The sequence below is a fragment of the Brachybacterium horti genome, from assembly GCF_054777615.1.
Map to the genome: position 1 here is coordinate 125676 of NZ_BAAHAM010000002.1, position 12741 is coordinate 138416.

The 12741-nt window shown below is 76.2% G+C and carries 11 protein-coding genes; 5 read left to right on the forward strand and 6 right to left on the reverse strand.

Annotated features, from left to right (window positions below; genetic code table 11):
- Positions 1–4: 4 nt before the first annotated feature.
- Positions 5–850, reverse strand: a complete 846-nt coding sequence (locus tag ACYVAP_RS05780) for an RDD family protein (protein ID WP_498859931.1) — start codon at positions 848–850, stop codon at positions 5–7.
- A gap of 117 nt (positions 851–967) precedes the next feature.
- Here ACYVAP_RS05780 and ACYVAP_RS05785 point away from each other — a divergent pair, with 117 nt between their 5' ends.
- Complete coding sequence (locus ACYVAP_RS05785) at positions 968–1963, forward strand: stage II sporulation protein M (protein ID WP_498859932.1); 996 nt, start codon at positions 968–970, stop codon at positions 1961–1963.
- 90 nt (positions 1964–2053) lie between these two features.
- Here ACYVAP_RS05785 and ACYVAP_RS05790 read toward each other — a convergent pair whose 3' ends face one another.
- From ACYVAP_RS05790 to ACYVAP_RS05810, 5 genes are read right to left on the reverse strand one after another with little or no spacing between them, the layout of a single operon-like run.
- A complete protein-coding gene (locus ACYVAP_RS05790; RefSeq protein WP_498859933.1) occupies positions 2054–3352 on the reverse strand; it encodes a DUF58 domain-containing protein in 1299 nt (432 codons plus the stop codon).
- Complete coding sequence (locus tag ACYVAP_RS05795) at positions 3349–4350, reverse strand: AAA family ATPase (protein WP_498859934.1); 1002 nt, start codon at positions 4348–4350, stop codon at positions 3349–3351. The genes ACYVAP_RS05790 and ACYVAP_RS05795 overlap by 4 nt, the downstream gene beginning before the upstream one ends.
- Positions 4347–5528: a DUF4350 domain-containing protein gene (locus ACYVAP_RS05800; protein ID WP_498859935.1), complete on the reverse strand. Its 1182-nt coding sequence runs from the start codon at positions 5526–5528 to the stop codon at positions 4347–4349. Before ACYVAP_RS05800 ends, ACYVAP_RS05795 begins: the two co-directional genes overlap by 4 nt.
- Positions 5525–6160 carry a DUF4129 domain-containing protein gene (locus tag ACYVAP_RS05805; protein ID WP_498859936.1) on the reverse strand — a complete coding sequence of 212 codons (636 nt, stop codon included), beginning with the start codon at positions 6158–6160 and terminating at the stop codon, positions 5525–5527. The genes ACYVAP_RS05800 and ACYVAP_RS05805 overlap by 4 nt, the downstream gene beginning before the upstream one ends.
- Complete coding sequence (locus tag ACYVAP_RS05810; protein ID WP_498859937.1) at positions 6157–7347, reverse strand: glycerophosphoryl diester phosphodiesterase membrane domain-containing protein; 1191 nt, start codon at positions 7345–7347, stop codon at positions 6157–6159. Before ACYVAP_RS05810 ends, ACYVAP_RS05805 begins: the two co-directional genes overlap by 4 nt.
- 218 nt (positions 7348–7565) lie before the next feature.
- Here ACYVAP_RS05810 and mtrA point away from each other — a divergent pair, with 218 nt between their 5' ends.
- The 4 genes from mtrA to ACYVAP_RS05830 all read left to right on the forward strand — a co-directional run bounded on the left by mtrA (position 7566) and on the right by ACYVAP_RS05830 (position 12720).
- The gene (mtrA, locus tag ACYVAP_RS05815; RefSeq protein WP_137770377.1) at positions 7566–8261 is read left to right on the forward strand and encodes an MtrAB system response regulator MtrA; all 696 of its coding nucleotides are present in this window, start codon (positions 7566–7568) and stop codon (positions 8259–8261) included.
- A 56-nt stretch (positions 8262–8317) separates the two neighbouring features.
- Positions 8318–9988 carry a sensor histidine kinase family protein gene (gene mtrB / locus ACYVAP_RS05820; protein ID WP_498859938.1) on the forward strand — a complete coding sequence of 557 codons (1671 nt, stop codon included), beginning with the start codon at positions 8318–8320 and terminating at the stop codon, positions 9986–9988.
- On the forward strand, positions 9985–11718 hold the full coding sequence (locus ACYVAP_RS05825; RefSeq protein ID WP_498859939.1) for an LpqB family beta-propeller domain-containing protein: 1734 nt from the start codon (positions 9985–9987) through the stop codon (positions 11716–11718). Before mtrB ends, ACYVAP_RS05825 begins: the two co-directional genes overlap by 4 nt.
- A gap of 96 nt (positions 11719–11814) precedes the next feature.
- Positions 11815–12720 carry a ComF family protein gene (locus ACYVAP_RS05830; protein ID WP_498859940.1) on the forward strand — a complete coding sequence of 302 codons (906 nt, stop codon included), beginning with the start codon at positions 11815–11817 and terminating at the stop codon, positions 12718–12720.
- Positions 12721–12741: the final 21 nt, after the last annotated feature.

Here is a 12741-nt window from a genome sequence, read left to right on the forward strand (position 1 = left end):
GCCGTCAGCGGCTGAAGGGCAGCGCCCGCATCTCCGCGCCGAGCTCGCGCCGGCGCGCGTCCGAGCGGCGCAGCCGGGTCTCGTCCCGGAAGGCGCGCTCGGCGACGACCGCGGCGAGGAACGCCTCCTGGTCCGTCCCCGGGGGAGGCGCCGGCGCGACGTGCGGCAGCGTCCGCTGGACGAGGTCGCGCGCCAGGGCGCGCCGGGACTCCGGATGGATCCTCTCCGCCCGCGGGAGGAAGGACCGGATCTCCTGGACGAGCGGCGCGGGCAGACGCCCCAGGTCCGCGGCGCGCGCCCACGGCTCGAGCGCCGCCGGCAGGGGCAGCGGCTCCGCGCTCCGGTGGCGCATGCGCTCCTGGAGGACGAGGGTGCCCGCCATCATGTCCCCGAGCCGGCGGGAACGACGATCGATGACCGAGCAGGTCAGGGCCAGGGCCCCCGCCGTCGCCCAGATCTCGAGCATCGCGCACACCGCGCGCAGGAGGCTCTGGCGCACGTGCAGCGGGCCGCCGTCGTCCCGCACCACCCGGGTGCCCACCACGAGCCGCCCCAGGGAGCGGCCGCGGCCCAGCGTCTCGCACAGCAGCGGATAGCCCACGTAGGCGCTCACCGCGGTGACCAGCAGGGCGGCGGTCGCGAGTCCCGTGTCCAGGGACAGCGCCGTGGCCGCCCAGGCCACGGCGACCGACCCGCCGATGAGCAGCAGCAGCTGGACGGCGCCGTCGATCGCTCCCGAGAGCATGCGCACCGCGAAGGAGGCGGGCCGCAGGTCCAGCAGCACCGCCTCACCCGTGATGAGCGCATCGCGCGTGCTCGCCGCCGCCGGGGCGGCCCCCGAGGAGACCATGCGCCCCATCCTGGCAGGCGGGGCGGCGCCGGGCACGCATCGAGCGTCGGCCTCCGGCCGGGGCGCATGCGACTTTCGTCGGCCTCGGCGACGGCGGCGCGGTCCTAGTCTGGGCCGGTGGACATCGACGCCGTCATCGCCGTGCACCGCCCGCAGTGGGAGCGGCTGCGCGAGCTGACCTCCCTCCGCCGCCTCGACGCGGAGGAGATCGACGAGCTCGTCGCCCTCTACCAGGAGACCGCGACCCACCTCTCGGTGGTGCGCTCGACGACGCCGGACCCGTCCCTCACCGCGGAGCTGTCGCTGCTGCTGCACCGGGCCCGGCTGCGGATCACCGGTGTGCGGATCGGCACCTGGGCGCAGCTGCGCGGCTTCGTGCTCGTGGACCTCCCGGCCGCCCTGTACTCCTCCCGACGCGCTGCGGCGCTCGCGACGGGAATCTTCCTCCTCGCGACCGTGGTCACCGGGCTGTGGTTCGGCCTCGACGCCTCGGCCCGTGACCTCGTGCTCCCGCAGGAGGCGCAGGAGGAGCTCGTCGAGCACGACTTCGTCGCGTACTACTTCCAGGGCCAGGCCTCGGGATTCGCCGCCCAGGTGTGGACCAACAACGCGTGGATCACCGTGCAGGCCGTCGTCCTCGGGGTGACCGGGGTGTGGCCGGTGCTCATGCTGCTCCAGAACGGGCTGAACGTCGGCCTCTCCGCCGGGGTGATGGGGGCCTACGGCGGGCTGCCCACCTTCTTCGTCTACCTGCTCCCGCACGGGCTGCTCGAGATCACGGCGCTCATGGTCGGAGCGGGCGCCGGCCTGCGCACCTTCTGGGCGTGGGTGCGCCCGGGGGTGCTTCCGCGGGGCTGGGCGCTCGCACGCACCTCGCGGGCGCTCGTGACGGTCGCGATCGGGCTCGTGCCGGTGCTGCTGGTCTCGGGGCTCGTCGAGGGCTTCGTGACGCCGAGCGCGCTGCCCGCGCCGGTGCGCCTCGGGATCGGGGCGCTCGTGTGGATCGCCTTCCTCGCCTACATGCTGGTGCTGGGCCGTCGCGCCCACCGCGCCGGTGCCCGCGGCGACCTCTCCGAGGAGCTCGTGGGCGCCCGCGTCGCGGTCGCCGGCTGAGCAGCGACCTGCGGCGGGTCGAGGCCGGCCCACGGATCGGTGACGGCCGACGGCGCTGTGCCGACCTTCCGCCCGGAGCCGGCCGGCGGCTCAGAGCCGGCCGGCGGCCTTGAGAGCGAGATAGGCGTCCGCGAGGGCCTGCGGCGCGCGCTCCGGCGGGGCGTCCACGACGTGCACGCCCGTGCGCTCGAGGGCCCGCGCGGTGCCCGCCGCCCGGGCGCGGGCGGTCTCCGCGGAGGCCGCGGCGTACAGCGCGGGGACGTCCTCGCGGCCCGCGGCGAGCTCGTCGAGGGCGGGATCGGAGACGGAGCCGATCACCACCGGATGATCGGCGGCGAGCCGCGCCGCGACCGGGAGCAGGGCCCCGTGGACGGTCGTCGCGTCCACCGGGGTGAGCAGGACGACGAGGGAGCCGCGGCGGGTGCGCTCGCGGATCCGCGCCGCGGCGAGCTCCCAGTCGGTCTCCACGAGCGCGGGGTGCACGGGCGCGGTCGCGGAGACCATGTCGTGCAGGGCGGTGCCGCGCCGCGAGCCGATCACCGAGAGGTGCTCCACGCGGTCCACGCACAGCAGGTCCACGCGGTCACCGGCCTGGCCCGCGAGCGCGGTGAGCAGGAGGGCGGCGTCGAAGGCCGCGTCCAGGCGCGTCCCCTCGCCGAGGCGCACGGCTCCGGTGCGCGAGGTGTCGACGACGACCAGCACGTGCCGATCGCGCTCGGGGCGCCAGGTGCGCACCACGACGCTGCGCCGCCGGGCGGTGGCGCGCCAGTCGATCGAGCGCACGTCGTCGCCGTCCACGAAGTCCCGCAGGGAGTCGAACTCGGTGCCCTGCCCGCGCTGGTGGACCGCGGCGAGCCCCTCGATCTCCCGCAGGCGCCGCACGCGCGAGGGCAGGTGGCGGCGGGCGCCGAAGGGGTGCAGGGCGAGCATCCTGCCCGGGGCGTCGATCCGTGCACTGCGCCGCGCGAGGCCGAGCGGTCCGCGGGAGTCGATCACGAGCGCGCGCGAGGAGTGCTCGCCGCGGCGGGTGGGCGAGAAGCGCTGGGGGATCTCCCGGCGCTCGTGCGCCGGGACGTCGATCCCGGCGCGCGGGGAGTCGAGGCCGGCGGTCGGGTTCCAGGCGTCGCGCACCTGCAGGCGCGCGCGTCGCGGGCCGGGGTTCGTCAGCAGCAGGCGGCCCGTGCCGGTCCCGCCCAGCACCACCTGGGCGGGGGAGCGGCGCACCACCTGCAGCCGGCGCGGGGAGGGGGCCGCGAGCGCGTCGCCGAGGACCACGAGCAGCCACACCGCGGCGCAGGCGAGCACGGTGCCCCAGGACGGCCACAGCACGAGCACGGGCAGGGCGAGCAGCCCGGCCGGTGCGGCGCGCAGGGTGGGCGAGATCCTCACCGCGGCACCGGGACCGAGGCGAGGGTCGCCGCGAGCACCGAGTCCACCTGGGTCCCCTCGAGCTCGGCCTCGGTGGTCAGGCGCACCCGGTGCCCGAGGGTCGCGGGCGCGAGCGTCTTGACGTCGTCCGGGGTGATGAAGTCGCGTCCGGCGAGGTAGGCCCAGGCGCGCGAGGTGCGTAGCAGCGCGATCGCCCCGCGCGGCGACACCCCGAGGGCGAGGCTCGGGGAGCGGCGGGTCGCCCGGCAGACGTCGACGATGTACTGCACGACCGGCTCCTCCGCGGCGACGGTCGCGACGTCGGCCTGCGCCCGGTGGAGCGCCTCCGCGTCGACCACGGCCCGCAGCCCCGTGGCGGCGAGGTCGGTCGTGTCGAAGCCGTCCGCGTGGCGGCGCAGCACGTCGATCTCGTCGTCCCGCTCGGGCAGGGGCATGACGGCCTTGAGCAGGAAGCGGTCCAGCTGCGCCTCGGGCAGGGCGTACGTGCCGTCGAACTCGATCGGGTTCTGTGTCGCGACGACGAGGAACGGGTCCGGGAGCGGCCGCGGCACGCCGTCGACCGTCACCTGCCGCTCCTCCATCGCCTCGAGCAGCGCGGACTGCGTCTTCGGGGGCGTGCGGTTGATCTCGTCGGCCAGCAGGAGGTTCGTGAAGACCGGGCCCTCGCGGAAGACGAGGTCGCTCGTCGCGTTGTCGTAGACCAGGGAGCCGGTGATGTCGCCCGGCATCATGTCCGGGGTGAACTGGACGCGCCGCATGCGCACGTCCAGCGCCGCGGCGAGGGAGCGCACGAGCAGGGTCTTGGCGACGCCGGGGACGCCCTCGAGCAGCACGTGGCCGCGGCACAGGAGCGCCACGACGAGGCTGGTCACGGCGGCGTCCTGGCCGACGACCCCCTTGTGGATCTCGGCGGCGAGGCCCTGCAGCGCATCGCGCGCGGGAGCGGATCCGGCGGTCCGGTCGAGGGGAGGCTCGGGGGAGGGGGCGGGGGTGGTCATCGGTCGATCTCCTTCTCGAGGACGTCGAGGTCGTGGGCGAGGCGGAGCAGCTGCTGGTCGTCCGTCACCGGACGGTGCTCGAGCAGCGCCCGCAGGCGGTCGGGGGACAGGGAGGTGTGCGGGGCGAGCGCGGCGAGCAGCGCATCGAGGGAGGTCTCGTGCCGCTGCCCGAGGCGGGCCGCGAGACGGCCTGCGGCGGCGGCGCGCAGCGCGGAGGCGGCGGCCGTCCGCTCCGAGGCCCTCTCGAGCAGACGCGCCCGGCCGAGCACGAGCTCCTCGCCGCGCGCCGTGACCGGCAGCGGCTCGACGACGACCGGTCCCTGGCGTCGGCCGGCCGCGACCAGGGCGACGACGACCAGCGCCATCAGCCACAGCGCGACGGGGCCGATCCAGCGCGGCAGGTGCGTGAGCAGGGACGGCGCGGTGAGGGCGAGGGGATCGGTCGCGGAGGGCACGTACCAGGTGAGCGTGTCCTCCGCGCCGAGCAGGTTCAGGGCGAGCGCGGCGTCGTCGGCCCCGGTGATGCCCTCGTTGGTGAGGACGTCCGCCGCGCCGAGCACCGTGATCGACCCGTCGGAGACGAGGAGGGAGCCGCCGCCGGCGTCGAAGCAGCCCTCGGCGTCCCCGCGCACCGCATAGGTGCGGGCGGCGCCGAGCCGGCCCTGGTCGGCGAGCGCGCCGTCCTCGCCGCGCACGGCGAGGGCGCGGGCCCCGTGGGCGAGGCCCCCGCAGTCGCCCGCGGGGACGGCCGCCTCCCCGGCGATCGAGCCCGCGGGCTCCACGTCGTCGGTGAGCGCGGCGAGGGTGAGGGCGTCCGGTGCCACGAGGACCAGGTGCCCGGCCCCCGGTGCGTCGAGGGACGAGGCCAGCAGGTCGAGCTGGGCGGGGGAGAGGCCCTCGGCGTCCGTGAGGAGCACCGTGCCTCCGCCGCGCAGGTCCCGGGCGGCGTCGCTCGTATGGCGGGCGGTGCCGACCTCGGTCCCGGTGTCCTCGAGGACGCGCACGACCGCCCGGCTGCCCTGGGGCGTGGGGGCGTCCGGCTCGAGCGCGCCGTCGCGGTAGGAGCCGCGCAGCACGGTCACGGCGACCGTCGCGATCAGCGCGATCGCGATCGCCGCCGTGAGGAGGACGCGGGAGCGCGGGATCGCGCGCACGCCGGTGGGGGTCGGCGCGGTCACGGGGCGGTCACCGCGGTCGAGGGCGCGGGGGCCGCGTCGAGGTCCGGCGCGGACTGCGCGACGTACTCGGCGAGCCGCAACAGGTCCTCCCCGTCCTTGAGCTGCGCGCTGCGTGAGGAGTAGGCGGCGGTGTCGAAGGAGGTCGCCCCGCGCTCGAGGCGGTGGCGGAGGTCGGGGAAGAAGCGCGCGGCGACCGCGGCGGCCTCGTGCGCGGTGAGGCCCTCGTCGGCCTCGAGCAGGGTGCGCTCGTCGAGGTCGCGGACGAGGGCGCGCAGGGCGAGCACCGTGGCGTCGTCGGCGCGCCGCTCGTTGAGGGCCTGGGCGGCGGCCTCCCGGAGCTCGGCCCCGGTGAGGGCGGACTCGGCGACGAGCGAGGAGGAGACGGCGAGGCCCGCGCTGCGGCGCAGCAGTCCCGTGCGGCGCAGGACGAGCACGACGACCGCGACGAGGACGAGCGCCGAGAGCACGGCGAGCGAGCCCTGGACCACGGAGCTCGCGCGGACGCCGTCCATGAGCGCGGTGAACCACAGCTCGAGGCGGTGCAGCACCCAGGCCACGAAACCCTCGGAGTCGGCGTACTCGCGCTTGGCGAGCTCCTCGTGCAGGCGCCGCCGCGCCTCCTCCGGGGTCACCGGTGCCCGCCGAGCGGGCCCGTGCCGCCGCGCTCGCCGAGCCCGGCGCGCTCACGGGCCGTGCGGGCGAGCTCGACGTCCCAGGCCTCGTCGCGCATCCGGACGTCGGCGTAGAGCGCGGCGAAGGCCGCGGCGCCGAAGGGGGCCAGGAGCGCCTGGGCGACGAAGGAGCCGAGCATCGTCGCGATCGTGAGCAGCGTGATGCCGAGGACGATCGCCTCGAAGGAGCTCGCGAGCAGCACCGCCAGGTAGGCGATGGTGCCGATCGTCCCGAAGACCCCGGAGACGACCTGGATCGCGATCGTGAACAGCACGGTGACGAGCACCGAGATGCCGAGCACGCGCCACTGGCGGCGACCCGAGGTCAGGCGCAGGGAGCGTCGCAGCGCGGCGACGGGTCCGAGCCCCTCCACGGCGAGGGCGGGCACCGAGAGCACGGTCCTCGCCCAGACGTACACCGTGGCCAGCAGGCCGATGACGAGACCGACGACCAGCAGGGACACGGTCGCGGCGTCCGCGCTCCCCGTGAGGATCAGCGGGAGCGCGCCGAGCACCGCGGGGACGAGCATCGCGAGGACCAGGAGCACGTTCGTCAGCAGCGCGGTGAGCACGGCGGTCGGGGCGAGGCGCCGGGCTGCGGCCCACACGTCGACGGGGGCGTCGGGGGAGGGATCCGTCGCGGCGTCGATCGCGATCCGGCTGAGCGGGGCGAGCACCACGGCGGTCGCGACGAGCATGATGAGGGAGGTGGCCACGGAGCTGACCGCCGTGAGGACCATGTCCCCGACGGAGCCGAAGACGTCGGTGGAGCTGCCCGTGGCGGAGGTCGAGGACTCCTGCATGATCGCTCGGAGGTCGCCGACCATCGGCGCGAGCCCCACCCCGGTGAGCAGGCCGGTGAGGATCGTCGCGACGCCGAACACGGCCGCGGAGAGCACGAGCACGGGACGCGCGCGGAGGCGGTAGATCCGGACGGCGGCGCCGAGGATCTCGCCCACGCCCAGCGGTCGCAGCGGGAAGAGGGGGAGGTGCAGGGCGAGCTCGCGGGCGGGCCCCGTGGGCAGGCCCCCCGGTCGCGGGGCCCCCGCGGGCACGGCGCCGAGAGGGTCCTGGTCGTCGGGGGCGCCCTGGCCCTCCTGCGGTCCCTCTGCTCCTGCGGCGCCGGGGGCGGTCCAGCCGGTGCTCATGGGATGGTGCCTCCTCGGCAGCTGCTGCGGGTCGGGGTCGGTGTCGTGTCCGGGGCGGCGCGGATGTGGGCGGGCGCCGGCACGGCGACGGTCGTGCCGCTCCAACGTACGGCCTCGGCGGGCGCGGGCCCTCCGACGAACGTCGATCGGGCCCTGCCCCGAGGGCGAGGGCGCGCGAGCTCCCCACCTGAACGGGGTGGGGGCGTGACGGTGGCACAATGACCCTCATGACGACGCCTTCACGGATCCTCGTTGTCGACGACGACCAGGCGATCGCCGAGATGGTCGGCATCGTGCTGCGCGGAAAGGGCTTCGAGGTCGCCACCTCGCCCGACGGCGCCTCGGCGCTGGAGACCTTCCCGCGGCTGAAGCCCGACCTGGTCCTGCTCGACCTCATGCTCCCGGGCATGGACGGCATCGAGGTGTGCCGCCGCCTGCGGCGCGAGTCCGGCGTGCCCATCATCATGCTCACTGCGCGCTCCGACACGGCCGATGTCGTCGAGGGGCTCGAGGCCGGGGCCGACGACTACCTCACCAAGCCCTTCGAGCCCGACGAGCTCGTCGCCCGCATCAAGGCGCGCGTGCGCCGCGCGGACGCGCCCACCACCGAGTCCCTCGCGATCGGCGACCTCGAGATCGACGTCGACGGCCACGAGGTGCGCCGCGCCGGCGAGGTCATCCCGCTGACCCCGCTCGAGTTCGACCTCCTCACGCAGCTCGCCCGGAAGCCCTGGCAGGTGTTCACCCGCGACGTGCTGCTGCGGGACGTCTGGGGCTACCGCCACAGCGCGGACACCCGTCTCGTCAACGTGCACGTGCAGCGGCTCCGCTCGAAGATCGAGCACGATCCCGAGAACCCGCGCATCGTCGTGACCGTGCGCGGCGTGGGCTACCGCGCGGGCGGCGCGGTCTGAGCGAGCAGCGGAGCCCCTCCGAGCCCGCCCCGGAGCGCGGTGCGGGACGCCCCGCGGTGATCCGGGAGCGGCTGCGGCGCGGCGTGGACGTGCGCACCTGGCCGCTCGCGCTGCGCGTCGTGACCGTGACGACGCTGCTCGCCCTGCTCGCGATCCTCGCCGTCGGCGTCTACCTCTCGACCGTCATCGCGGACGGCCTGTACGAGCAGCGGCGCGACCGCGTGCTCGAGGAGACGGTCGACGTGCGCGGCGCGCTCACCGACACCCTCACCCAGCTCCCCGGTGCCACGACCACCCAGCAGCAGGACGCCGCCTTCGCCTTCGTGCAGGACACCGGCGGCCAGGGCGACGCGACCCGCCGGGAGGTGGCGCTCGTGCCGGCGGACCCGTCCGGGACCGTCCTCTCCGTGGCCTCGGACCAGGACCTCCTCTCCCTCGTGGACCCCGATCTCGAGGACGAGGTCGCCGCGCACCCGGACTCCCTCGCCTGGCGCTCCGTGGGCCTGCCCGACGGCGCCCACGGCACCACGCCCGCCCTGCTCGTGGGCTCGCGGGTGACGGTGGCCGGGGTGGGCACCTACGACCTCTACGTGCTCTACCCCCTGCAGGAGGAGCAGCAGACCCTCTCCTTCGTGCAGCGGGTGATGCTCGGCGGCGGCGCGGTGCTCCTCGCCCTCGTGGTGGGCATCGCGATCGTCGTCGCCCGGCTCGTGACGGTGCCGCTGCGCCGGGCGGCCCAGGCGGCGGAGCGGATGGCCGCGGGCGACCTGCGCACGCGGGTGCAGGTCTCGGGCGGCGACGAGCTCGCTCAGGTGGGCCGGTCCTTCAACGATCTCGCCCTGAGCCTCGAGCAGAAGATCGACGACCTCACGGAGCTCTCCCGGGTCCAGCACCGCTTCGTCTCCGACGTGTCCCACGAGCTGCGCACACCGCTGACCACGATCCGGATGGCCGCCGCCGTGCTCGACGGGCGCCGTGAGGAGCTGCCAGGCGACCTGCACCGCACCGCCGAGCTGCTCTCCACCCAGGTCGAGCGGTTCGACTCGCTGCTCGCGGACCTCCTGGAGATCTCCCGCTTCGACGCCGGCGCGGCCGAGCTCGAGGCGCACCGCGAGGAGATCGACGACCTCGTGCGGCACGCGGCGGAGAACGCCGCCCCGCTCGCCGAGGCCCGCGGCTGCTCCCTGGACCTCCGGCTCGCGGGCCGCGGCACCTCCGCCGTCGTGGACTCCCGGCGGATCGACCGGATCCTGCGGAACCTGCTCACCAACGCGATCGAGCACGGCGCCGGGGGACCGGTGCTCGTGCAGACGGCGGCGGACGCCGACTCCGTCGCGGTCGTCGTCCAGGACTTCGGCCGGGGGATCTCGCCCGAGGACGCCCGGCGCGTCTTCGACCGCTTCTGGCGGGCGGACCCCTCGCGCGCCCGCACCCTCGGCGGGACGGGCCTGGGCCTGTCGATCTCCGTCGAGGACGCGCGCCTGCACGGCGGGTGGCTGCAGGCCTGGGGGCAGGAGGGGCGCGGCGCCGTCTTCCGCCTGACCCTCCCGCGCCGGCCGGGCACCTCCCCGACCCGCTCCCCGCTGCGCCTGGAGCGCTCCTTCGACCGGGAGGCGCCGGAGTTCGAGCCCTCGACCCTCACGGGGGAGATCCCCATCGGCCCCGACCGTCTGCCGGACCTGGGCCCCGGGACGGCCCCGTCCCCGACCGAGAAGGAGGGCCGATGACCGCGCCCCGTCCCCGCCCGGCGCCCCGACCCCGCCGGCGGCAGGTGCTCGGCGCGCTCGGTGCCGCTGGCCTCGTCGGGATCGGTGCGGCCTGCGCCCGGATCCCCTCCTCGTCCACCGTCTCCGTGCGCCCGCTGGGCGACCAGGCCCAGGGCGGCGCCCCGTACGTCCAGGCGGTGCCCCCGGCGGACGGCGCGACCCCGGCGCAGATCGTGCTCGGCTTCGTCCAGGCCGGGGTGGGGCCCGAGGACGACTACGCCGTGGCCCGCGAGTTCCTGACCTCCGAGGCCTCGTCCTCGTGGGACCCGGGCGCCGGCGTCACGATCTACTCGGGCAGCCAGGACCTGCGGGCGGAGCCCGTGGACGACACCCACGTCCGCCTCATCGCCGAGGCGGTGGACACGGTGGACGTGGACGGGGTGCGCACGACGCTCGCGGTCCCCGCGATGCGGGAGATCACCGTCGAGCTCTCGCAGGAGGGGGACAGCTGGCGGATCGTCGACCCGCCGGACGGCATCTTCCTCTCGGAGGCGGTGTTCGAGTCGCTCTTCGCCCCGGGCCGGCTGTACTTCGTGGACGCCCGGGCCCGTCACCTCGTGCCCGATCACCGCTGGTTCTCCCTGTTCGACGGGGCGAGCGGCGTGCTCGCCCGGCTCGCCGACGGCCCCTCGGACTTCCTCGCGGGGGCGGTGAGCTCCGAGGTGCCGGATGCGGAGGGGATCGCGGACGCCCGCGTCACGACGGGGGCCGACGGCGGCGTCCAGGTGACCGTGCCCTCCGCCGTGGGTGACCTGTCCGACGAGCGTCGCGCCCTCGCCCTGGCGCAGCTCGAGGCGTCCCTCCGCTCGCTGCGCACCCTCTCCGGGGTCCAGCTCGTGTGGGACGGCGCCGATCTGAGCGCGACCCAGGAGGCGCGGATCGAGCGGGCGCTGCCCGGGCACCGGCCCATCGCCGCGGGGGACACCGGCGTCGTCTCCCTCGCCGAGGCGAGCGCCACGACGGCCCTCCCGCAGCTGGTGCCCTCGCTCTCGGACCGCACCGTGCACGCCCCCGTCATCGCGCAGGACGGCCTGCTCGTCGCGGCGCTCTCCCCGGAGGAGAAGGTCGTGCTGGTGACCGCGACGGACGGCTCGGTGCCGCTGCGCGAGGCCGCGACGGGCGCGGGCTTCGTCGCCCCGCGGATCGACGACGCCGGATACGTGTGGACCGCGAGCCGGGACAGCGGCGGCGTGCTGCTGGCCCTCTCGGGGCGCGCCGCCGAGGAGGACGTGAAGATCGACGCGCCGTGGCTCGAGGGGCGCGAGGTGCGGGCCCTCGACGTCGCGGCGGACGCGACGCGCCTGATCGTGCTTTCCGCCGACGCGACCGGCACCAGGCTCGACCTGTGCGCGATCGTCCGCGACGCCTCGGGCGCGCCGAGCGGGCTCACGGATCCCCGGCAGGTCCCCGCCCCGCTGCTCGGGGACCTCACGCGGGCGACCTGGTACGACGAGATCGCCGTCATCGTGCTGGGCACCGATACCAGCGCCGAGCAGGTGCGCGGCGCCGTCCTGGACCTCGCGACGGGCCGGGACCTGCTCCCGGTGTTCGAGACCGCGGTGAAGAGCCTCGCCGGCACGGCCGTCGCCGAGGCCTTCTGGGCGGGCACGGTGGAGGGGACCCTGCTGCGCAGCGACGGGGAGGGATGGACCGACATCGGCGTGCGGTCCACCGACCCGGCCTTCTACTGATCCCGGGGCGGTGGTGTGGTCCCTCCCCAGCGCAGCGCCGTCCACCGCGGGGGAGCGGGGGAGGCGGGTGGGACGCCGTCCGGCTGGGATGGGCGCATGACCGCACATGCCGGAGCGACTGCTCCGCTCCCGTCCCCTGACCCGCTCCCGTCCGGCATCCTCCGCGCCGCGCTCGCCGTTCGCGCCGCTCTCCTGGAGCTGCTGCGGCGCACCGCGGATCTCGTCGCGCCCCGCGACTGCCCCTGCGGTGCGGAGGGGGACTGGCTGTGCCCGGACTGCGCCGCGCTGCTGCACGGGGTGCCCGCGCGGGTCGAGGACGGCTGCGACGCCCTGCAGGTGCTCGCCGCCGCCCGCATCCGCGCCGGGACCACGGCGGAGGGCGTCGAGCTCCCCGCAGGCGTCGACCACCGGCCGGTGATGCCGGTGCTCGCGCTGGGGGAGTACACGGCCGGTCTGCAGTCGCTCGTCCTCGCCTGGAAGAACGGGGGCCGAGCCCACCTGACGGCCCCGATCGCGGCGGCCCTCGCACCGGCCGTCGCGCTGCTCGCGGGTGCCGCCGGAGAGGGACCGGGAGAGGACGGACGGCACGGGCGCCGGCGATCGGACGTCCCGGCGGATCCGCCGCCGGTCGAGCTGGTCCCCGTGCCCTCCCGCCGCGCGGCGCGGCTGCGACGCGGGGAGGACCACACCGCGGAGCTCGCCCGCGCCCTCGAGCGCGAGGGCGCCGGGACCGTGCTCCTGCTCCGCTCGCGTCCCACGACGGCGCAGGAGGGACGCGGGCGCCGCGGCCGGCGCGAGCGGCGGATCGAGCTCGCCCTCTCCCGGCGCCGCGGCCGGCCCGATCTTCTGACCGGTCGTCGCCTCGTGATCGTCGACGACGTCGTCACGACCGGCGCGACGCTCCGGGCGATGCACGACGCGCTCGTCGCGGAGGGCGCGGAGGTGCTCGGCGCGGTCGTCGTGGCGGCCTCACGGCTGCCGTCCCCGCCCGTCGTGCGGTGATCCCCGCCGGTCCCGGAGGCG

Excerpts from the sequence above, each read along its gene's own strand:
- ACYVAP_RS05780 (WP_498859931.1), bottom strand. The coding sequence starts at position 850 with ATGGTCTCCTCGGGGGCCGCCCCGGCGGCGGCGAGCACGCGCGATGCG.
- ACYVAP_RS05795 (WP_498859934.1), bottom strand. The coding sequence starts at position 4,350 with ATGACCACCCCCGCCCCCTCCCCCGAGCCTCCCCTCGACCGGACCGCC.
- ACYVAP_RS05810 (WP_498859937.1), bottom strand. The coding sequence starts at position 7,347 with ATGAGCACCGGCTGGACCGCCCCCGGCGCCGCAGGAGCAGAGGGACCG.
- mtrA (WP_137770377.1), top strand. The coding sequence starts at position 7,566 with ATGACCCTCATGACGACGCCTTCACGGATCCTCGTTGTCGACGACGAC.
- ACYVAP_RS05825 (WP_498859939.1), top strand. The coding sequence starts at position 9,985 with ATGACCGCGCCCCGTCCCCGCCCGGCGCCCCGACCCCGCCGGCGGCAG.
- ACYVAP_RS05830 (WP_498859940.1), top strand. The coding sequence starts at position 11,815 with ATGACCGCACATGCCGGAGCGACTGCTCCGCTCCCGTCCCCTGACCCG.